Origin of the sequence: Acinetobacter sp. 161(2023) (genome assembly GCF_037027805.1) — a bacterium.
GTDB lineage: Bacteria > Pseudomonadota > Gammaproteobacteria > Pseudomonadales > Moraxellaceae > Acinetobacter.
Genome location: NZ_JAZEYD010000003.1, coordinates 36,849 through 58,696, shown reverse-complemented (window position 1 = coordinate 58,696; position 21,848 = coordinate 36,849). Strand labels below are relative to the sequence as shown.

Genomic DNA, 21,848 nt, shown 5'->3' with positions numbered 1-21,848 from the left:
CATTAGATATTAATTTGACTTTAATTTTTCTTGTACTAATTTTAGGGTTTCTAAAAACTTATTAACTTGCTCTTTTGTTAATTTAATATTTTCATCTCCATGGATAATTCTATTTCTTAGTAAACGTGCTTCATCTAGAAGAGATGCTTGTTCATTATTAATCAATTCATCTTTTAAGAGCATTGAGTGAATTTTAGGTTGAATAAATCTAGTATTTTTATAATATTCTCTTAATGATTTTTCAAAAGATATATAGCCTGTGATTAAAGCTAAATTATAATTTCTACTTTTTAGTAATCTTTCCGTTTCTTTATCAAAATTCTGATAAATTTGGCTCGAAATACTGATTAATAAGGATTCTAGCTTTTGTGTGTCAATTAACTTTTTCTCTAGATCAAAATCAACCAAATGAACTTTTGTTTTTATTTTCTCATGGTTTGTTATGTCTAAATTTTTAATTTTATTATAAAAATCGTCATTTGTTATAAATAGTTTTGAATTTTTAACTATTATCAAATCAAATTCATCTTTACTTTTTATGAGTTTTTTCAGGATTATTTCGAGTTCTTTATCGACAAATTTAGAGGATGTAGTTAAATCTGCCATACAAATATTTGAAATATTAATTAATGACTGAATGCGTGCAAAGTAGTTTTCACTTGAATCAATAAAATCATCAGGAGTTACGGGAGTAAAACCATGATTATAGAATAAAGGGAAGATATTGGATTTGTAGTAAGGTAAAAAGCTTTCATCTATTGAGAAATATGAAAGCCGACTGATAGAATTTTTGGATAACTTAGCTAATTTAATATCAATTTCAGATTCTTCTTCGGTAGCATTCGTTGGTATGTTTTTTGTCCAATAATCTTTTAATTCCTCGAATATATCAGAAAATATTTGATTATAATCTTTTTTATCATCATTAATTGGAATGTTGATTACATTTATCCCTCTTCTTGCAAATCTATTTATCTCTTGTATAGATGCATTAATTCTAATGGTATAGGCTCTTCTTTTTAGTTTCCCTAAACGATCTTTGATCATCTGGAAGATTTGTCTTATATCAGTATCATCTACACTATACCCAATAAATAATACAGTTTTTGAAATAAATAAATTAGTAATATATGTTGCGATCATTGGGAATTTATTAAGAAAACCATCGTAATCTTCTTCTGTTGCTATTAATCTTGATGGATGGCTTAAATCACCATGAATTTTTAATAAATTCAAATGCTTTGGATTATTATTGATAATTGGTAGCTGTTCTTCATCAATTATTGTTCTACAAAATCGATTACCTAAATGAGTGTAAGATTCTTCTAGTAAATAATCAAAATTTGTTGTAGCAATCAGTTGAAAGGGTAGTTTTGCAAAAGATGTATGCGCTTTATCAGGGTGAATAGCTCCGATTTTTAAAGCTAAAAACATTTTTTCAATAAGTTTAGATCGAGAATATTCATATTCAAAAGCAGAAATAGCATCAATTGGACTACTATAGTTATAATCTACAATATCATCGGCAAAATATTTGCCAAGCTCATTCCAATCTAGGCTAGGTTTTCCATCATCACTTTTTGCATTTCTAGAAAATCCAGCACCAATAATGGGAAATACGTGACCTTCAGTTAGGTCTTCCAGGAAAGGTTTTGGAAAGTATTTAATATATTTTATTGACATATAAGTATAAAGGGCTGAATTATCAGCCCTTTATAGTATAGATTAAATTGTGAACTTTAAAGATTAAAGCGCAGCAATCTGCTCCATATTCGCTTTAACTTTCTCTAACTGAGCAGCAAACTCAGCAAGTTTCGCTTTTTCACCTTCAACAACTGCTGCAGGTGCTTTAGACACAAAGCCTTCGTTTGCAAGTTTGCCCGCGATTTGGTCGTGTTGCTTTTGGATTTTATCTAAGTCTTTTTGCAAGCGAGCAAGCTCAGCTTTAGGGTCAATTAAGCCTTTCATTGGTACAAATACCGATGCATGGCTAACAACGCTAGAGCAAGATAAAGGTGGTTCTTGGTCTTTATTCAAGAACTCAATGCTTTCAACTTTAGCCAAGGCTTTGAACAATGCTTCAATACGAATGATTTGTTCACGTTCAGCATCAGATGTGTTTTGAAGTAATACTGGCAACAAGCGTGCATTACCTAAGCCTAACTCACCACGAATGTTACGTACTGCGCCAATCAAACCTTGAAGCCATTGCATGTCTGCTTCAGCTTGTTCATTGATTTTTGCTTGCTCAGGAATAGGGTATTGAGCAGTCATAATCGTTGGACCGCCTTTACCAAGCATCGGTGCAAGCGTTTGCCAGATTTCTTCTGTCAAATATGGCATTAACGGATGAGCCAAGCGTAATGAAGCTTCCATCACTGCAAGCAATACACGGCGTACTTCAGCTTTACGCTCTTCTGCAACTTCTGGATCATTCAGAACTGGTTTAGTTAATTCAACGTACCAGTCACAGTATTCATTCCAGATAAAGTCATAAATCGCTTGTGCAGCAAGGTCTAAACGATAGGTTGCAAACGCTTGGTGCACAGCAGCTTCTGCTTTTTGCAGACGGCTCATAATCCATTGTTCTGGAAGCTCCCATAGATCAGGACGCGCTTCTTGACCAACAGTTTGACCTTCAACATTCATGAGAACGAAACGAGTTGCGTTCCAGATTTTGTTACAGAAGTTACGGTAGCCTTCAACACGTTTTAAGTCGAACTTGATGTCACGACCAGTGTTTGCAAGGGCACAGAACGTGAAACGAACTGCGTCAGTACCATACGCATTAATACCTTCTGGGAACTCTTTGCGCGTTGATTTTTCAATCTTCGCTGCATCTTTCGGGTTCATTAGGCCAGTCGTACGTTTTGCAACTAAGCTTTCTAAATCAATACCGTCAATCAAGTCTAATGGGTCAAGTACGTTACCTTTAGACTTCGACATTTTTTGACCTTCACCATCACGTACCAAGCCGTGAACATAAACAGTCTTAAATGGAACCTGAGATGAACCATCTTCATTTTTCATGAAGTGCAGGGTCATCATGATCATACGGGCAACCCAGAAGAAAATGATGTCAAAACCAGTCACCAGTACATCTGTTGGGTGGAAGGTTTTTAAGAAATCATTTGCTGCGTCTTGTTTGTTGTCGCCAGTCCAACCTAAGGTTGAGAATGTCCAAAGTGCAGATGAGAACCATGTATCAAGAACGTCTTCGTCTTGTTTAAGTTCAACGTCAGCAGCGAGGTTGTTTTTCGCGCGCACTTCTTGTTCATTACGGCCCACATAGATGTTGCCATTTGCATCGTACCAAGCTGGAATACGGTGACCCCACCAAAGCTGACGTGAAATACACCAGTCTTGAATGTCACGCATCCACGCCATGTACATGTTGCTGTACTGCTCTGGAACAAATTTAATGCGACCATCTTGAACTGCTTCAATTGCAGGCTCAGCAAGCGGAGCAATTTTTACGTACCATTGGTCAGTAAGTAACGGCTCAATGATCACGCCTGAACGGTCACCGCGTGGAGCTTTTAAGTCATACGGTTGGATTTGATCTAACCAACCTTCAGCTTCAGCTTGAGCAACTAATTTTTTACGTGCTGCGAAGCGTTCTAAACCAGCGTATTCCGCAGGTGCAGTAATGGTTTTCGAAATTTGTTCGCCAGCTTTTGCAATATATTCAAACTCACCTAAAACTTCGGCGTTTTTGTTGAAGATATTAATGATTGGCAAGCTATTGCGTTTACCTAGGTCATAGTCATTAAAGTCATGAGCAGGCGTGATTTTTACACAGCCAGTACCGAAGTCTTTCTCAACGTAGTCGTCAGCAACGATCGGGATTAAACGACCAGTAATTGGTAATACAATATTTTTACCAACAAGGTGCGCATAACGCTCATCTTCTGGGTGAACAGCTACAGCCGTATCGCCCAGTAATGTTTCAGGACGAGTCGTTGCAACGACTAAATAGTCTTTGCCGTCTTGAGTTTTAATTGACTTGTCTTCAAAGAAATATTTAAAGTGCCAAAGTGAGCCTTTTTCTTCTTTACTTTCTACTTCAAGGTCAGAAAGAGCGGTTTGAAGTTTAGGGTCCCAGTTTACAAGACGTTTACCACGGTAAATTAAACCGTCTTCGTGCAAACGAACGAATACTTCTTTAACTGCGTTTGATAAACCTTCGTCCATCGTGAAGCGTTCACGTGACCAGTCTACCGAAGAACCTAAGCGACGAATTTGTTTCGTAATTGTGCCGCCAGATTGTTCTTTCCATTCCCAAACTTTTTCGATGAACTTTTCACGGCCCAAGTCATGACGAGTCACGCCTTGTAAACCAAGTTGACGCTCAACAACCATTTGAGTTGCAATACCAGCGTGGTCAGTACCCGGTTGCCACAAAGTGTTTTTGCCCATCATACGGTTATAACGGGTGAGGGCATCCATAATGGCATTGTTAAAGCCATGGCCCATGTGCAAACTACCTGTGACGTTTGGTGGCGGAATCATGATACAGAATGATTCACCGTGACCAGAAGGTTTGAAGTAACCTTGTTCTTCCCACGTTTGGTACCACTTCTTTTCGATCTCGGTTGGATCGTATGTGGTCGCAATATTTTGAGCGGTTTGAGCGTCAGTCATAGTAGCTTAGATCGAATATGCATAAAAAATTGCACCTATTGTAGCAAAAAAATGCCTCGAAATTAATGTGCTGAAAACAGATAAACGGTTTTGTATTTTTTTCAAAAAACGGTAGATTTATGAAAGATGGATCACAATTTAATCGTGTAGACACACGGCACAAAAATTACAAACGAATTGAAAAAGGATGCTACTCATGAGTTATGAAGTTTTTTTGAAAATTTCCGATTCAACTTATACCCAATTCGAGACCATTCGGCAGAAACTGCATGATGGGGTAAGTCAAAGTCAGGCAAAACCTTTAGGCGATGTACTCTCTGATCTTTCTTGTGAAATTATTGAGCAGGTTTTTTCTGTGCTTTTACAGTCAGGAAATGCAACCATGTCTCCAAAACAACAAGCTGAGTCTGAAAAAGTTATTCAGCAGGTTTTAGAGACTTTTCGAAAATATATGCCGTGGTCAGTTTCATTTTTTGGAAATGAGCGTCTTTTACCTTTAGTTGATTACATGACATCTCTGATGAAAGAACAGGGGCAACAAGTTTATATTACCTACCCAGTTACCCTGCAACTCGTACAACAAGCTCAAAACCTTACCCAGCAAATTCGTGACGGTAATATGCAAAGTATTACGGCTGCTTTTGAAACATTAATACAAATTGTAGATTTAGGCGTAACAAGCCTAGTACGTGAGCCTAAAAAGCGTTTAAAATTTAATTTAGTTGTCGATAAAACTCTTAACGGAGTAATCAACATGACGACGCATTTGGGCTATAAACGTTTGGAAAAGTTAGGTACACAGGTCGATCAGACCACAGCAACTCATTATATCAACCACTTTTTGGCCTTCATGCATCAAGCAGCATAATTTAAAAAGATAATAGGAACATAAAGCATGGCCAAACTTGATACTTTGCAAAATAAAGTGGTATGGATTACGGGAGCATCTTCTGGTCTGGGTAAGGCCTTAGCAGGTGAGTTGGCTTTGCAGGGGGCCGAAGTGATTTTGACCTCGCGTCGTTTTGAAGAATTAGAAGAAGTTCGTGTTGGTTTATTGAATCCAGAGCATCATTTGTCAGTGGTTGCCGATATTACTGATGAAAAACAAGTTGAAGCAGCTTACCAGTAAATTTTAAAAGCTAAAGGGCGAATTGACTGGCTCATTAATAATGCGGGCTTAAGCCAACGTGCTTTAATTGAAGATACAACGATGGCAACCGAACGGGCCATTATGGAAGTCGACTATTTCTCACAAGTGGCATTAACCAAAACTGTGCTGCCGACCATGCTAAAACAAAAGTCTGGTCGAGTTGTATTTGTGTCGAGTGTGGCAGGTTTATTAGGAACTCAATACCGTGCAAGCTACTCGGCTGCTAAAGCTGCAATTCATATGTGGGCAAATAGTTTGCGTGCTGAGGTCTCAGATCAAGGCGTTGAAGTTTCAGTTATTTTCCCAGGCTTTGTAAAAACTAACGTCTCTTTTAATGCGTTAAATGGTGCTGGGCAACCTCAAGGTCATCAAGATGAAGCCATCGAGAATGGTTTAGAGGCAGATGTATTTGCAGAGCAATCTGTAAAAGCATTAATGCAAGGCCAAGAATATATTGTTGTTGGTGGAACAAAAGAAAAACTAGGGGTTATGGTTTCTCGGATGTCACCAAAACTTCTTTATAAAATGATTCGGAAAACAAAAGTAAAATAAAAAAGTGATTTTGCCATGCTAAATTGATGGAAAACCCGCATAGAAGGTTCACCATGGATCAAGATTATCACCGTATTTTAGACGTCATTACGCGTTTTCAATTGGTCTTTGACCAGAAAAATTGGGACGCTTTTGATGAGTTATTGGCAGATCAACTTGAGGTGGACTATTTCCAGTTTAGGGGAGAGCCTTTATGTGTCGTGTCTTGTCATGAATATAAAGGTTCTCGGCAGCAAGCTTTATCGCATTTACGGCTACAGCACAATTTGAGTAATCCTTTGATTCGGATTGAACAAGATCAAGCATGGTTAGAATGTAATTATCAAATTTACCGTTTTTCGGAAAATGATTATTTTCATTCGTTTGGTCGTTATTATTTTACTTTGGCAAAACAACAAGAAAGTTGGAAAATTACCGGAATTTGCCAACACTTAACTAAAAATATTGGCAATCCACGCATTCATTTTTCTGCTATGGGGCAGTGCTAATCTTTTACTGCTGTACCATATGCAAATACTTCGACCATTCCTCCCTGCATACCAAGTTCGGTTGTACTCAGCCGAACTCCCATAATATGGTTAGCTCCTGCGGTATAGGCTTGTTGTTTTAAGCGAACAATGGCTTCACGGCGAGCACGCTCAACTACACTTTCATAACTGGTAAGTCTTCCGCCCAAAACATTCTTAATGGATGCCAATACGTATTTAAAGTAGTCATGAGAAATCACGACATTACTACTAATAAAATGGCCTAGCTCATTACTCGTCGAAAAACGATTGGTATCAATTCTGATATGGGCGAATTGCTGTTCTTTTTCTAGAAGTTCATTCAAATGTTTTCGTTCAATATGGCGGCCAAAACCCCAACCAATACTGAAAAGAATCAGAAAAATAACAAGCTGAAAAATAAGATTTTCCATTTTCTACCTATGCACTAAATGGATCTGGTAGATGGGTTGCTTGAGGTTGAACAACCACAGCCGTGCCATATACAAAGAGTTCGGAAGCACCTTGGGCAATATTTGAAGTTGAAAAACGAATACCAACAATTGCATTCGCACCAAGTTGCTGAGCTTTGGCAATCATGCGATCCATGGCTTCTTGGCGGGATTCTTCTAATAATTCGGTGTAGCCTGTAAGTTCACCACCGACAATATTTTTTAAACTTGCCATTAAGTCACGGCCAACATGCTTACTGCGGACTGTACTTCCGTAAACGACATCAAGCTGCTTTAAAATTTGGTGGCCTGGAACACTTTCTAAATTACTTAGTAACATTGTTCTTTATCAATCTAAATTTCTTAAGGTTTCAAGATAAAAAATATTCACATTAGTTGCAATAAAAAAGCCCACCGAAGTGAGCTTTTATAGATAGTTTATTTAAAACTTATTGCTTTTTAAGTTCAGCACTTGATGGTTGATTAACCACTGTATCTGAAGAGTTTGCTTTTAAACCGCCACCTAGAGTTTTGTATAACTCGATTTGGTTGTTTAAGTTAGCTTGTTGAAGCAACAATAAACCTTGTTCTGCTGAATAAGATGAACGCTGTGCATCAAGAACAGTCAAGTAACTGTCAATACCTGCACGGAAGCGGGCATTTGAAAGTGTGTAGTTGCGGTTAGTCGCTTCTACTAGACGTTGTTGAGCTGTTAAACGGTCACCAATGTTGGCACGAGTTGCAAGCGCATCGTTGACTTCGCGGAATGCAGACTGAACTGATTTTTCATAATCAGACAATGCAATTTTCTGATCAGTTTCAGAAATTTTTACATTGGCACGACGTGTACCCCAGTCAAAGATTGGTAAATCTAAGCTTGGGCCAATTGACCATGCAAAGCCACCCGATTTAAATAGATCACTTAAGTCAGTTGATGCATAACCTGCTGATCCAGTTAAGCTAATGGTTGGGAATAAACGTGCTTTTGCAGCACCGATATTCGCACCCGCAGCGCTTAAGCTATATTCAGCTGCTTTTACATCTGGACGGTTATTTAACAGGTCACTCGGTAAGCCAGCAGTGAACACATTTTGTTGAGCAACACGTTTTACAGGTTGTGTTGGTAACAAATTCTGTGTAACTGGTTGACCCACTAATAAGTTCAACAAGTTTTGTGCTTGAGCAATTTGAGTTTTGTAGTTTGCTACATCATTACGCGCAGTTTCTACAGAAATCTGTGCCTGACGTAACGGAACTTCACTGTCGATACCTACATCAAAACGTTTTTTGTTGAGATTGTAAGAATCTTGCTGTGCTTTAAGCGTTTGCTCTGCAAGTCTTAAATTCGCAGTTGCAAACGAATAATTCAACCATGCTTGAGCAACTTGACTGATCAAGCTGATCTGAGTCGAATCACGCGCACTTTGTGTTGAGAGGTAATTATCTAAAGCAGCGTCTTTTAGACTACGAACACGGCCCCAGAAATCAAGCTCATAAGCAGTTACACCTAGGCCTACTTGATAAGTAGAGTAGGGGTTATTCGGATCACGGCTTGGAGAAACCTGACGAATTGCACTACCACTTGCTCCAATTGTTGGAAGCTGGTTGTTCTTGGTAATCTGATACTGTTCTTGAGCACGCTCAATATTGAGCGTTGCTTTACGTAAGTCACGGTTATTCGCAAGAGCTAAGTCAATTACTTCAAGCAAACGCTGGTCAGCAAAGAACTGTTTATAGCCCTGTTCAGCAATAGATGTACTAGAAGCACTGTTATATGCATAGCTCTGTGGAATATCGGTTTTCACGACTGGTTCTGGGCCGCGCATGCTTTGACAAGCTGCCAAAGCAAGCGCAAGTGCAGATACCGCAATGCTACGACCTGAAATAGACCATACTTTTTGCATCACGATTTATGCTCCTGAGTGTTTATGGTTTTTGGTTTGTACTTAAAGATACTACGAATCCACACATAGAATACAGGGATAAAGAAGATACCTAAGAATGTCGCGCTGAGTACGCCACCAAGTACACCGAAGCCTACTGAGTGCTGACTACCTGCACCGGCACCTGTTGAAAGTGCAAGTGGAAGTACACCAAAACCGAAGGCAAGGGTGGTCATGATAATTGGACGTAAACGCATTTTTGCAGCATGTAAGGTTGCATCAAGCAGATCTTCGCCTTTTTCCTGCAATTCTTTTGCGAATTCAACAATCAAGATCGCATTTTTTGCAGAAAGACCGATGACCGCGATCATCGCTACCTGGAAGTAAATGTTATTTGAGAGATTTGGATCTCCTTTAATAATCATGCCCAAGTAAGTCAATACGATTGCACCAATAATACCAAGTGGTACTACAAGTAAAACCGAGAACGGAATAGACCAGCTTTCATATAATGCAGCCAAGCAAAGGAAAACGATTAACAATGAAAGAGCATAAAGGAATGGAGCTTGAGCACCAGACTCACGTTCTTCAAGTGATAAACCTGTCCATTCATAGTCGAAACCTTGTAAGCCCATAGATGGTAACTTAGCAATAATTTCTTCCATCGCTTTCATAGAATCACCAGAGCTCACGCCAGGTGCAGGTGTACCTTGAATGTTAACCGATGATACGCCGTTATAACGTTCAAGACGTGGAGAACCATAGGTCCATTTGCCTGTAGCAAATGCTGAGAATGGAACCATCACACCTTTGTTATTACGTACATACCACTTGTTTAAGTCTTCAGGCATCATACGAGTGTTCGCATCACCTTGAACATAAACTTTCTTCACACGACCACGGTCAACGAAATCGTTAATATATGAACCACCCCATGCAATACGCATTGTATTGTTAATGTCGGCGATGCTAATACCCATGGCACCAGCTTGAGCTTGATCTACATTAATTTGATACTGAGGCGTATCTTCCTGACCATTTGGACGCACACCCATAAGGCGTTTATCTTGTGATGCCAAACCTAAAATCGTATTACGAGCTGCAATGAGTTTCTCATGGCCTTGACCACTTGAATCTTTAAGCTGCAAGTTAAATCCGGCAGTTACACCAAGTTCAGGCATTGCTGGAAGCTGTAACGGCATAACGTATGATGCATCTTTAATGATCATATTTAATGCCATACCACGCTTGATTAATGCACCAATTTGAGCTTCTGGTGATGTACGCTTGCTCCAGTCTTTCAACTTAACGAAGCCAATACCAGCATTTTGACCCACACCCGTGAATGAGAAACCTGAAACGGTGAAAATAGATTCCACTGTATCTTTTTCATTCATGAAGAAATTTGTCATGGTGTCAATTACTTTACCTGTACGGTCAAGCGTTGCATTCGGTGGTAATTGTACAAGTGTCATGACTACGCCCTGATCTTCTTCTGGTAAGAATGAAGATGGGAGTTTTTGGAACAAGAACACCAATAAACCAATCACTACAGCATAGAGTACACCAGAGAAGATTTTGCCTTTAAGCATGCGGCTAACACCATTTTGGTAGCTATGCGACATGCGGTCAAAACCGTTGTTAAATGCTCTGAAGAAACGAGCAAAAATATTATTGCTTGGTTCTTTGTTAGGGTCATGCTGTTTTAAGATGGTTGCACAAAGTGCTGGTGTAAACGTTAATGCTACGATTAACGATAGAACCATTGCAGTTACAAGGGTAATCGAGAACTGACGGTAAATTACACCTGTTGTACCGCCAAAGAACGCCATTGGTACGAATACCGCCGTCAATACACTGGTAATACCCACTAACGCACCAGAAATCTGTTGCATTGATCGTGAAGTTGCCGTAACCGGATCGGTATGCTCTTCACTCATCACACGTTCAACGTTTTCCACTACAACAATAGCATCATCGACCAAAAGACCGATTGCCAATACCATAGCGAACATGGTTAAGGTGTTAATTGAGAAGCCAAAGATATTAATAACTGCAAATGTACCTAATACAACGACTGGAACTGCAAGCGTTGGAATAATCGTTGCACGCCAGTTTTGTAAAAATAGGAACATGACAATGAATACCAAAATCACGGCTTCAATTAGAGTGTGTACAACACTTTCAATTGAAAGACGGATAAATGGAGTGGTGTCATAAGCCAGTTTATCTTGTAAGCCTGTCGGGTAGTTTTTACGTAATTCAGACAAATGTTGTTCAACGGCTGCTGCTGTATCAAGTGCGTTAGCACCTGTTGCAATTTTAATTGCAAGACCAGCAGCTGGTTTACCGTTAAATTTCGAATCGAATTGATAGTTATCTGAACCTAATTCTACACGAGCAACATCTTTTAAACGAACCTCAGCACCTGATGCAGTGTTCTTTAAGAAGATGTTTTTAAACTGTTCCGGTGTTTGCAACAAACTTTGTGCATTCACAGTTGCGTTAAGTACTTGACCTTGTACCGCTGGTGCGCCACCTAACTGACCTACAGCAACTTGCGAGTTTTGTGCTTGTAAAGCAGTCGAAATATCACTAGGGGTGAGTTGATAACTTGTTAATTTAGCCGGATCAAGCCAGATACGCATTGCGTATGAACCACCAAAGACTGTTACCTCACCTACACCAGCAACACGGCTAAGTGGCTCTTTAATTGATGAGTTTACATAGTCTTTAATGTCTGAGTCTGATAGGGTGTTATCTGGTGAATAAAATGCAATAACTTGCAAGAAGCTTGCACCAGATTTTGTAACCGTTACCCCTTGGCGTTGAACGTCTTGAGGTAAAAGAGCTGTTGCAGATTGAAGTTTGTTTTGAACCTGAACCTGCGCAATATCTGGATCAATACCTTGTTCAAAGTTTAATTGAATAGAGGCCTGACCGTTACCCGCACTGTTAGATGAAATATAACGTAAACCATCTAGACCATTCATTTGTTGTTCAATGATCTGGGTTACGGTGTTTTCCACTGTCTGAGCTGATGCACCAGGATAAGTCGCAGCAATTGTAACTGTCGGTGGTGCAATCGTCGGATACTGTGCAATAGGCATTTTTGTGAGCGTGAGAATACCCGCCAACATAATGACTAATGCAATCACCCACGCAAAAATGGGGCGATGAATAAAAAATTGTGCCATTCAATCTACCCCTTATGCATTTGAAGATGCTTTCTGTTCTGCTTGAGGTTTACCTGATTGAGCCGGTTTTGTAGCATTTGGGGCTGCACCTTGAGGGTTCGCTGGTTGAGCTTGGTAAGGTTTTGCTGAAACTGCTTGCCCTTCTTTAACTTTGGCAACGCCGTCAACAATCACTTTATCACCAGCTTTAAGACCGTTAGTCACAATCCAGTTTTGTCCTTGAACACCAGAGGTCTCAACAGGACGACTCTCAACAGCACCTTTAGCATTCACAGTCATTGCCATGGCTTGACCTGTCGGTAAACGGGTAATTGCAGCTTGAGGAATCAGATAAGCATTTGGAACTACACCTTGAACAATTTGTGCAGTGGTATACATACCAGGAAGTAACAGATGGTTCGGGTTCGAGAATACGGCACGTAAAGTAATCGTTCCTGTATCTTGATTTACAGAAGCATCAGAGAAAGCAAGTTGTCCTTCGATTGGATAGCTTGAACCATCTTCGAGTTTCAACTTCACTTTCGTGTTGTTACTGTTGTTTAAACTACCTTTGCTGAGTTGTTGGCGTAAGCGTAATAACTCGGCACTAGACTGGTTAATATCAACATAGATTGGATCTAACTGTTGAATCGTCACTAAAGGAGCAGTTTGGTTTGCAGTGACTAAAGCACCAGCTGTTACAGAAGAACGTCCAGACTGACCAGAAATTGGTGAGCGAATTGTAGAATAACCAAGATCTACATTTGCATTCGTTACTTGAGCTTTCGCGGCAGAAACTTGTGCTTCGGAAACATTCACCTGACCCAGTAAGTCGTCATATTCTTGTCTAGATACAGCATTACTCGAAACAAGTTGCTTATAACGGTTTAGCTTGGTACGTAGCGAAGCGAGATTTGCCTGTTGTTGTAAAAGAGATGCTTTTGCATTTTCAAGCGTTGCACGGTTAGTTCGAGAATCCAGTTCATAAAGAGCCTGACCTTCACGAACATAACTTCCTTCAGCAAACAAGCGTTTTAAAATTACACCACTTGTTTGAGGACGAACTTCAGAAATTTGATATGCTGAAGTACGGCCAGAAAGCTCGACGCTTTGTTCAACACTTTGTGGTTGAGCAACAATAACACCTACCTCAGCAGGCGGCATTTTCTGAGCAGCAGCAGCTTGCTGTTTCTCATTGGAGCCTTTGCCACAACCAACAAGTGCGATACTTGTTGCTAATGCGCAAGCAGTAAGGGCAGGAGCCCAAAGCTTAGCCGACATCATTGTTCCACCTCGTTAGATAAAATCTAAAAATATATTTGTTTTTTACTTAACCTACTTTGTGTTTGTAATAACCAGAGCCAAAGCAGTGCAATCCAAATAAAACCTATGCCCCAACCGGCGAGTACATCTGTTGGAAAATGAACTCCAGCATATATTCTTGAAAGCCCCATGCAGATAAACCAAAGGCAAGAAATCAAAATGATATAAGGAGAGTTAGTGTTGGGCTTATGGCATAACATTATCATTGTCAAACAAGCCAGTGTTGATGCATATAAACTATGTGCACTTGGGAACGATGCACCATAACTTTCGACAATATGATATACCTGTGGGGGTCTTGGGCGGTCAACACACCACTTGAGCAGCCAACCCATGGTGATACTGCCAATAACTCCCACGCTAATGAAAATAACAGTAATATATTTTTTATACCATGCCTGATATATACATACCAGAAAGGATAAAAAACATACAAAAGGCATACCGCCTATCCGTGCCAGAAATATCGTAATAGAATTAAGATAATCTGAACGATATTCACTCAATATTTGAACGCTGAGAAGATCTAAAGATTGAAGTCTCGGTATAAAAAGGCCAAGCACACCTAATCCTAAAAAAATACAACCGATAAAAAGCAACATATAGGGCATATATATACCTTTGCTTATTCAAGCAGTGTCCACTACTGAAAGCCGTTAAAAGTGTACTTGCCAGTACACTTTTTTTCAAGCCTGATAGATCATCGTAAATTCATTTTGAAAAAATTTTAACATTTGGAAAAACAATCACAACAAAATTGACGAAATTCACATTCTGTGTACAAAGCAAAACTGTTAGTGTTCTGCCTTTTTTCCATTATTTGTTGTCGTGTTTTCTTCAAGTTCTAGAGGTTGTTTTGGTGGCCAGAAAAAATCGCTTGGGCGAGTCAGAAAATGGGTCATCACCAGTTTGGCTAAAGGTTTCCATTGTTCGAAGCGAACTCGACGTGCTCGTAGTGCCACAATAATCGTTAAGGTGAAACTCACGAATAAGTTAGTGAGACCAATACACAATACGCCTAGAAAGGACACGATAATCAATCCGATGTCTGGACTGCCGTTAATGGTCATTAAACCTTGAATAAAGTTAGCTGAGGCAAAGGCAATATGACGAATATCTAAAGGTAAACCTAAAATAAACCCTATGGTGCCCATACTTCCTAACATAATCCCGAATAAGAAGTTACCCGCTAAAGCTCCTAAGTTGCGCTCAATATATTCAGCAAAACGGTTTAAGCGATCTTGCCCAAACCAGTTTGCTAAGCGGCGATGCGCTTTTAAGCGTGGACCGACTTTTCGGTAAACGGCCAGGTTGTCGAAGTATCCAGCAATGAGACCCGACAAGAATAAACATACTCCGGCAATCGCTGCATGGGGAACTGCCAAAGAGGTAAAGGGATTTAAGCTGTGCAACAAATAAGTCGCTTTAGTATGAGTTAATAAAGGCTCATCAAGATAGAACTGCCAAGCAAAAGTAATGAGTGCGGCAGTAGGAATCGCAATTGAAATATTGCCTAAAATAGCAATGAATTGTGTGCGAATAATATTAATAATAAGGGCTGCTAACTCTGCAATTTGAGCTGTTTTAGAGCCTTTACGCTGTTGTACTGTTGCAGCGAGGGCCGCAGCAGTCATCGCAGGTTGTTTGGTCGCAACTGTAAAATGCAGAACATGAATTAGAAGGAATCCAAGAGAGTAATTCATACTAAAAGTAAATGCTTGCATGAGCGGAGCCATGGTCATTCTTGCTGCAAGAATTTTTAAAGATGCCATACAGGCGATAATAACGCCCGCTCCAGCGGCAGCTTTATACATGCCCCAGAAACCTTTGGTATCCGTACTTACATAATGTTCACCTGTTCGGCTAGCATTTTCAGTCACTTGAAAGGCAATAAGTTCACTTGTTGTACTTAATAAAGAGCGAACACTTTTTTCACTGTAGTGTGCTTTGGTTAAATCGGAAATAAGATGCCCTAAAGAGACATATTTTCCTTTAGTGTTATCTACGACCAAATAAAGGAGTAATTCAATTCGGTCGAGGCACTGCTCAAGTAATGATAATAAGTAAGTCAAACTTAAGCTGACACCAATTCTTTTGGTGGCACGGCGAATTTTTAAAACCACATCCCGACATTGTTCCAGCATAACAAATGCTTGTGATGCATCCGGAGGGGAAATCACCGCAATTTCATGTTCAGCAAGTTCTTGTTTTTTGTATTTCTCAATAAACTCAATAATTTCACGGTTCTGAACTAAAAATGGCGATTCATATTCAGTTAATTCTGGTTGAGCATTAATAAATTCGGGGTAAAGGCCAATTCCACTAATTCGATAAGATAAAACAGTAATTGCTTTAATCATTTCACTTTGAATGACAAGCTTTTCATCTACATTACTTTGGCTTTGACCAATAAGACCAAATAGGTTTGCCCAATCTTCATCATCAATATTATTGAGCCAGATTTTGTCATTTTCTAAATAGAAAATTCTACCAATTAATATTTTGAGTTGGCTTGCATCTTCAATTAACGGTAAAAAATGTGCTCCGAGTCTTTGCCCTAGTTGGTTCCAGAAACCATCTAAAGACAAAATTCCGCTATCTGCATATAAACTGACTTGTTTATAGCGATTAATTAGACGTAATAAAAAAGTTTGTAGCAGGAAAGGAGCAGTAGGTGTGCGTAATAGGCTTTCAATAAAAGCCTGTATTTTTTGCTTTATCTCATCCGTATCATGAGGATCGGATGGACGAATGGCATTGACTAACTCAATGAGTAGATTCTCGTCAATGACAGCTTGAGAATCCTCAAGCTGTTTCTGTATTTTTAAAAAATGATCTGAAAAATTTATATGCATAGGCAGAATAATATCTATTGTATTCGATGTAATGCAAGCTGAGTTAAGTTAATCAAAGCCTGACGATACGGTGTATCGGGTAGGTTTGATAAAGCTTGCAGTGCTGCTTCTGTTTCTTCTTGGGCACGTTGGTGACAATAATCTAAAGCACCAGACTTCTGTACAATTTCTATGACCTGAGATAATTGGTCCACTCCACCAGTTGCAATGCTGCGACGAATAATCGCATGCTCTTCACCTGTTGAGTGTGCTAATGCAGAAATTAACGGTAAAGTTGGCTTACCTTCCATTAAATCATCACCAATATTTTTACCTAATGTTTCAGCATCTGAAGTGTAGTCTAAAATATCATCAATAATTTGGAATGCATTACCAAAATGACCAGCAAATAATCTTAATGGTTCACGATACGCTTCTTGTCCAGCCAAAATAGCGGCACCTTCTGTAGCCAGTTCAAATAGACGAGACGTTTTACCGTGAATAATTTTTAAATAAGTTTCTTCTGTTGTATCTGGTTGATGCTGTGATTGAAGTTGTAATACTTCACCCTCAGCAATTTCACATGTACCTGTTGAAAAGTCTTTCAATAAAGTCATGTTATTTAAATCGACCAGTAAATCGAAAGCACGTGCAATGAGGAAATCGCCGACTAATACTGCGGTTTGATTGTTCCATGTCGCATTTGCTGTAGGTCGACCACGACGAAGCCCAGATTCATCTACCACATCATCATGAACCAATGTCGCGGTATGCAACATTTCAATGATTGCAGCCAGACGCTGTGCGTTTGCCATATTATCTAAACCACATGCGCGAGCAGCGAGTAAACACATAATTGGGCGCATACGCTTTCCGCCAGCTTCAACCACATGTTTGCTGACAGACATGACTAAACCGACTTTTGAGCTAATTCCTTCATTAATCAAGTGATCCATCGCAGCAAAGTCTGAGGCAACAGGCGCAAGAATGTCTTGCTTGAAATCGATGACCATATGAAGAAAAACCCCGTATTGGTAGATAAGTGGCGTTAGTGTAACAATTAAAGGTGTGTTGCACAGGTGAACAAGTGGCTGATATTAATCATTTCTATTGTCTTTATGCGTTCTTTGTTCTTTATTTAAGCAAAACATGATATTTCCGGCAAAACAATAAATTTAATGACATCAGCATTAATACAACTTGTTCTTGTCGCAATTTGTGTCTGGAACTGTATTTTAATTTTCATTCAGAATCAATGAAAACTGCTAAATTCCAATCTAAGCTGTCTGTTGATTTTGTAAAAATAGGGGAATAGACATCACTGATAACTAGAAAATACTTGTCGTTTGATCAAATTTCACTTAAAATCTGTCGCCTTATATAACCCCAGTGGCGTGCGTTTTAAGATCGATATATCCCTTATCGGCACGACGACACGGGCTAATTGGAGTACATTATGTACGCAGTAATCCAAAGCGGTGGTAAACAGCACCGTGTAGTTGAGGGTGAAACCCTTAAAGTTGAATTATTGAAAGCTGAATCTGGCGCGACTATTACATTTGATGATGTATTAATGGTTGTAAACGGTGACAGCATTCAAATCGGTGCTCCAGTTGTAGCTGGCGCTAAAGTAACTGCAGAAGTGGTTGGCCATGGTCGTCACGACAAAATCCGCATTATCAAAATGCGTCGTCGTAAACATTACCGTAAACAACAAGGTCACCGTCAATGGTTCACTGAGTTGAAAATTACTGGTATTTCAGGCTAATCACGAGGAGTAAGAGACATGGCAACTAAAAAAGCCGGTGGATCGACGAAGAACGGTCGTGATTCAAACCCAAAAATGTTAGGTGTTAAAGTTTACGGCGGTCAAGCTGTAACTGCTGGTAACATCATCGTTCGTCAACGTGGTACTGAGTTCCACGCTGGTGCAAATGTTGGTATGGGCCGTGACCATACTTTATTTGCTACTGCTGACGGCGTAGTAAAATTCGAAGTGAAAGGTCAATTTGGCCGTCGCTACGTAAAAGTTGAAACTGTATAAGTTTTAGCTTCAAAAAAAGCCCACATTTTGTGGGCTTTTTTTATGGGATTTAATTTTATTTATCTTCATCATGATGAATGAAATTCTACAAACAATATGAATAACATAACAAAATATCTTATTTTCTCAATGATTAGCACAGAGTTTGTCGGTTAATATAAGTCTTGAATTAAGAGCTTGCTAAGTTTCAGAACTTTGAAAGATGGCAAGTTGTCTTACAGCAACTAAAAAGGTGATGACATGAATATGCTTCGTAAAACTATGTGTGCTATTACACTCAGCGCGTCAGTGCTTGCTCCTGTAATGAGTACTACAGTGTTTGCTGCGCCTGTAGCAGCACCGGAGCAACAGGCAATTGGGAACCTGGTTAATCAGTTATCAGGATTACAGCGTTTAACAGCCGATTTTGAACAAACAACGAAAGCAAATACAAAAACTGTGGCACAGAAAAAGAGTTTAAGTGCTCAGCATATGAACCAGACATTTAAAGGTTCAATGAAAGTTGAACGTCCGGGGAAATTTTATTGGGAAACTGTGAGTCCGTCTAAACAAACGATTGTAACGAGCGGGAAAACAGTCTGGATTTATGACCCTGATTTACAACAAGCTGTACGTCAAAACTTAGATGATCAGGTTGCAGATACGCCAGCGTTATTACTCTCTGGTAACACCAATCAAATCATGAAGTCTTATCGTGTAACTCAGCCCGATAAATCTAAACTCTATTTCACGTTGTTTCCGAAAAAAGAAGATGGTGCTTTCCAAAGCCTAACGATTAGTTTTGGAGCAAATAAAGCACCTACGCTTATGGTGTTACAAGATTCATTAGGTCAAACTACCTATGTAAACTTTAAGAATGTGAAAGTGAATGCTTCAATTCCAGCATCTATCTTTAACTTTACGCCACCAAAAGGCACAGATATTATTGACCAATAATTAATCCTTATAAAAAAGCTACCTTTCACGGTAGCTTTTTTATATAAGAGAGATAGATACATTTTTTAACCCCGTCTTATTCTTACGCTTTGTATAGTGATAGAGGTAAATTCATGGGGATTATTATGCGACTTTACGATAAAAAAATTATTTGTATTCTTCCATTAATGGCTGCAATGGCAATTGTGAGTGGTTGTCAACCAAAGTCGGCAGCCAAAGAAGAGCAGGCTGCTTCGACTGCAAAAGTTAAAGAAACTAAAGAGGCTGGTGTTCCTGTCATTCAGGCAAAAGTAATCCCAGTAAAATTGCCGAAATCAAAAGTTTGTTTAGAAGATGGTTGTACTGAGTATGACTTTCAAACAGTACAAACCAATCAGAAGTGGATTAATGATTACTTCACTAATCGAATAAAGAAAGCAGATCCGAATGCTTTTGCAAATTTAGCTGATCAGCCTGTCGATGTACCTGAAGGTGAGTCACGTTCGAGTCAAAGTGCAATTTATGTCCGCTATTTAGGGCAAAATTATAATCTTGCAACCTTTGCATTACAGACCTATTCATATTCTGCTGGTGCAGCCCATGGCATGTCACATCAAGAATTCGTGACTTTTGATTTATTAAATAAAAAGCACATTACTGTTGCCGAACTCATTCAGCCAGATGTTGAAAAACAATTAGTTGATGCACTTTTTGATGCGAATACAAATTGGCTTCAAGAGCACAATATCAGCCGTGAAAAACTGCAATTAAGTGATAATTTTTACTATGGCGCAAATGGGATTGTTTTTGTCTATCCGATTTATGAGTTGGCTTCTTATGCTGAAGGAATGTCTGAATTAACGCTGCCGTATTTTGAGGCGAGTAAATTCATTAAACCTGAGTATTTACCGAGTGTGCCAAACTATAAGTTCTAAAATAGGGGATCTATTCTAAGAATTGTGTGAAAGCTATTCGTTATGAAGATGATCACTATATTTTTTAGTGTGAAGGCCTTACACTATAGCCAGTTTTTTACCCATATTATGATTGATTATGATCGACCCTAAGTTACTCAGAAATAATATTGAAGCTGTTAATGCGGCTTTGGCAAAACGTGGTGTTCAATTAGATGTTCAAGAATGGGCTTCTTTAGAAACTCGCCGTAAAGACTTGCAATCAAAAACTGAAAAATTGCAGGCAGAACGTAATGCCGGTGCAAAACAAGTGGGTCAGATTAAAAAATCCGGTGGCGATGCTTCTGAAATCATGGCGCGTATGCAAGCGATTGGTGATGAAATCAAAGCTGCTGAAGTTGCTTTGTCAGAGCTACAAAATGAGATTGAACAAAAAGCGCTTAGCATCCCTAACTTGCCAGATGAATCTGTTCCTGCTGGTAAAAATGAAGATGATAACGTTGAAATCTCAAAATGGGGCACACCTCGTCAGTTTGATTTTGAAATTAAAGATCATACCGATTTAGGCGAGTGGATGGGCGGACTAGAGTTTGAAACCGCTACTAAATTGACTGGTTCACGTTTTAGCGTTTTAAAAGGTTCTTTAGCGCGTCTACAACGTGCTTTAACTCAGTTTATGCTTGATACCCATACTTTAAAGAATGGCTATACAGAAGCTTATGTGCCTTATTTGGTAAATGCTGATTCACTTCGTGGTACTGGTCAGTTACCAAAATTTGAAGAAGATTTGTTCAAACTTCAAGGTGAAAAAGAATATTACCTCATCCCTACAGCAGAAGTTCCAGTTACTAACTTCGTTCGTGACGAGATTATTGATACCGAACGCTTGCCTTTAAAATATGCTGCTCATACGCCTTGTTTCCGTAGTGAAGCTGGTTCTTATGGTCGCGATACTCGTGGTTTAATTCGTCAGCATCAATTTGATAAAGTTGAGATGGTGCAAATCGTTAAACCTGAAACTTCTATGCAGGCACTTGAAGACCTTACTGCACATGCTGAGGGCATTTTGCAGGCACTTGGTTTGCCATACCGCAAAATTTTGCTCTGTGGCGGGGATATGGGCTTCGGTGCGACTAAAACTTACGACTTAGAGGTTTGGGTTCCAAGCCAAAATACTTACCGTGAAATCTCAAGCTGCTCTAATATGGGTGATTTTCAAGCACGCCGAATGAAAGCACGCTACAGAATGGATCAAAAGAAGACTGAATTAGTGCACACATTGAATGGTTCAGGTCTTGCAGTTGGTCGTACTTTGCTTGCAGTAATGGAAAATTACCAACGAGAAGATGGTTCTATCGAGATTCCAGAAGTATTACGCCCATACATGGGTGGTTTAACCTTTATTGACTAAGCTTTGCATCTAAATTGTGCATGGTTTTTGCTTAACCCAAATCAGATGATTAATGTAGAGGTTTA

The 21,848-nt window shown here is 39.3% G+C and carries 17 protein-coding genes and 1 pseudogene; 8 read left to right on the top strand and 10 right to left on the bottom strand.

The features are described 5' to 3' along the window. Positions 1 to 9 precede the first annotated feature (9 nt). Together WA249_RS03395 and WA249_RS03390 are read right to left on the bottom strand one after the other, a co-directional pair. Positions 10 to 1,683, bottom strand: a complete 1,674-nt coding sequence (locus WA249_RS03395) for an SIR2 family protein (protein WP_336166485.1) — start codon at positions 1,681 to 1,683, stop codon at positions 10 to 12. 63 nt (positions 1,684 to 1,746) lie between these two features. Further along, complete coding sequence (locus tag WA249_RS03390; RefSeq protein WP_336166484.1) at positions 1,747 to 4,644, bottom strand: valine--tRNA ligase; 2,898 nt, start codon at positions 4,642 to 4,644, stop codon at positions 1,747 to 1,749. Positions 4,645 to 4,840: 196 nt separating this feature from the next. On the opposite strand from WA249_RS03390, the gene WA249_RS03385 reads away from it, so the two are divergent. The 3 genes and pseudogenes from WA249_RS03385 to WA249_RS03375 all read left to right on the top strand — a co-directional run bounded on the left by WA249_RS03385 (position 4,841) and on the right by WA249_RS03375 (position 6,834). Further along, positions 4,841 to 5,512, top strand: coding sequence for a hypothetical protein (locus WA249_RS03385; protein WP_263032319.1), 672 nt, complete (start codon positions 4,841 to 4,843; stop codon positions 5,510 to 5,512). 27 nt (positions 5,513 to 5,539) lie between these two features. Then, positions 5,540 to 6,346 (top strand): annotated as a pseudogene (locus WA249_RS03380) (SDR family NAD(P)-dependent oxidoreductase). 53 nt (positions 6,347 to 6,399) lie between these two features. After that, positions 6,400 to 6,834 (top strand): nuclear transport factor 2 family protein, encoded by a 435-nt coding sequence (locus WA249_RS03375; RefSeq protein ID WP_004789364.1) that lies wholly within the window; start codon positions 6,400 to 6,402, stop codon positions 6,832 to 6,834. Here the strand turns inward: WA249_RS03375 and WA249_RS03370 are convergent. From WA249_RS03370 to sdsA, 8 genes are all read right to left on the bottom strand, one after another. Beyond that, positions 6,831 to 7,265: a YbjQ family protein gene (locus WA249_RS03370; protein ID WP_336166483.1), complete on the bottom strand. Its 435-nt coding sequence runs from the start codon at positions 7,263 to 7,265 to the stop codon at positions 6,831 to 6,833. The genes WA249_RS03375 and WA249_RS03370 overlap by 4 nt on opposite strands. Positions 7,266 to 7,272: 7 nt before the next feature. Continuing rightward, positions 7,273 to 7,623: a YbjQ family protein gene (locus tag WA249_RS03365; protein WP_336166482.1), complete on the bottom strand. Its 351-nt coding sequence runs from the start codon at positions 7,621 to 7,623 to the stop codon at positions 7,273 to 7,275. A 109-nt stretch (positions 7,624 to 7,732) separates the two neighbouring features. Beyond that, positions 7,733 to 9,187: a multidrug efflux RND transporter outer membrane channel subunit AdeK gene (gene adeK, locus WA249_RS03360; RefSeq protein ID WP_336166628.1), complete on the bottom strand. Its 1,455-nt coding sequence runs from the start codon at positions 9,185 to 9,187 to the stop codon at positions 7,733 to 7,735. Next, positions 9,187 to 12,363 (bottom strand): multidrug efflux RND transporter permease subunit AdeJ, encoded by a 3,177-nt coding sequence (gene adeJ / locus WA249_RS03355; RefSeq protein WP_336166481.1) that lies wholly within the window; start codon positions 12,361 to 12,363, stop codon positions 9,187 to 9,189. The genes adeK and adeJ overlap by 1 nt, the downstream gene beginning before the upstream one ends. A gap of 12 nt (positions 12,364 to 12,375) precedes the next feature. After that, complete coding sequence (gene adeI / locus WA249_RS03350) at positions 12,376 to 13,626, bottom strand: multidrug efflux RND transporter periplasmic adaptor subunit AdeI (RefSeq protein WP_336166480.1); 1,251 nt, start codon at positions 13,624 to 13,626, stop codon at positions 12,376 to 12,378. A gap of 23 nt (positions 13,627 to 13,649) precedes the next feature. Continuing rightward, a complete protein-coding gene (locus WA249_RS03345) occupies positions 13,650 to 14,276 on the bottom strand; it encodes a phosphatase PAP2 family protein (protein WP_336166479.1) in 627 nt (208 codons plus the stop codon). A gap of 183 nt (positions 14,277 to 14,459) precedes the next feature. Further along, positions 14,460 to 16,520 (bottom strand): site-specific recombinase, encoded by a 2,061-nt coding sequence (locus WA249_RS03340; RefSeq protein WP_336166478.1) that lies wholly within the window; start codon positions 16,518 to 16,520, stop codon positions 14,460 to 14,462. Positions 16,521 to 16,534: 14 nt separating this feature from the next. Next, the gene (gene sdsA, locus WA249_RS03335; RefSeq protein WP_209735127.1) at positions 16,535 to 17,512 is read right to left on the bottom strand and encodes an All-trans-nonaprenyl-diphosphate synthase; all 978 of its coding nucleotides are present in this window, start codon (positions 17,510 to 17,512) and stop codon (positions 16,535 to 16,537) included. Positions 17,513 to 17,955: 443 nt separating this feature from the next. Between sdsA and rplU the strand changes: the two genes are divergently transcribed. The 5 genes from rplU (at position 17,956) to serS (ending at position 21,783) form a co-directional block, all read left to right on the top strand. After that, complete coding sequence (gene rplU / locus WA249_RS03330) at positions 17,956 to 18,267, top strand: 50S ribosomal protein L21 (protein ID WP_004639133.1); 312 nt, start codon at positions 17,956 to 17,958, stop codon at positions 18,265 to 18,267. An 18-nt stretch (positions 18,268 to 18,285) separates the two neighbouring features. Then, positions 18,286 to 18,543 (top strand): 50S ribosomal protein L27, encoded by a 258-nt coding sequence (gene rpmA, locus WA249_RS03325; RefSeq protein WP_002116037.1) that lies wholly within the window; start codon positions 18,286 to 18,288, stop codon positions 18,541 to 18,543. 240 nt (positions 18,544 to 18,783) lie between these two features. Next, positions 18,784 to 19,479, top strand: coding sequence for an outer membrane lipoprotein chaperone LolA (lolA, locus tag WA249_RS03320; RefSeq protein WP_336166477.1), 696 nt, complete (start codon positions 18,784 to 18,786; stop codon positions 19,477 to 19,479). Between the two features lie 113 nt (positions 19,480 to 19,592). Then, positions 19,593 to 20,393, top strand: coding sequence for an RsiV family protein (locus WA249_RS03315; RefSeq protein ID WP_336166476.1), 801 nt, complete (start codon positions 19,593 to 19,595; stop codon positions 20,391 to 20,393). Between the two features lie 118 nt (positions 20,394 to 20,511). Then, a complete protein-coding gene (serS, locus tag WA249_RS03310; RefSeq protein ID WP_336166475.1) occupies positions 20,512 to 21,783 on the top strand; it encodes a serine--tRNA ligase in 1,272 nt (423 codons plus the stop codon). Positions 21,784 to 21,848 lie beyond the last annotated feature (65 nt).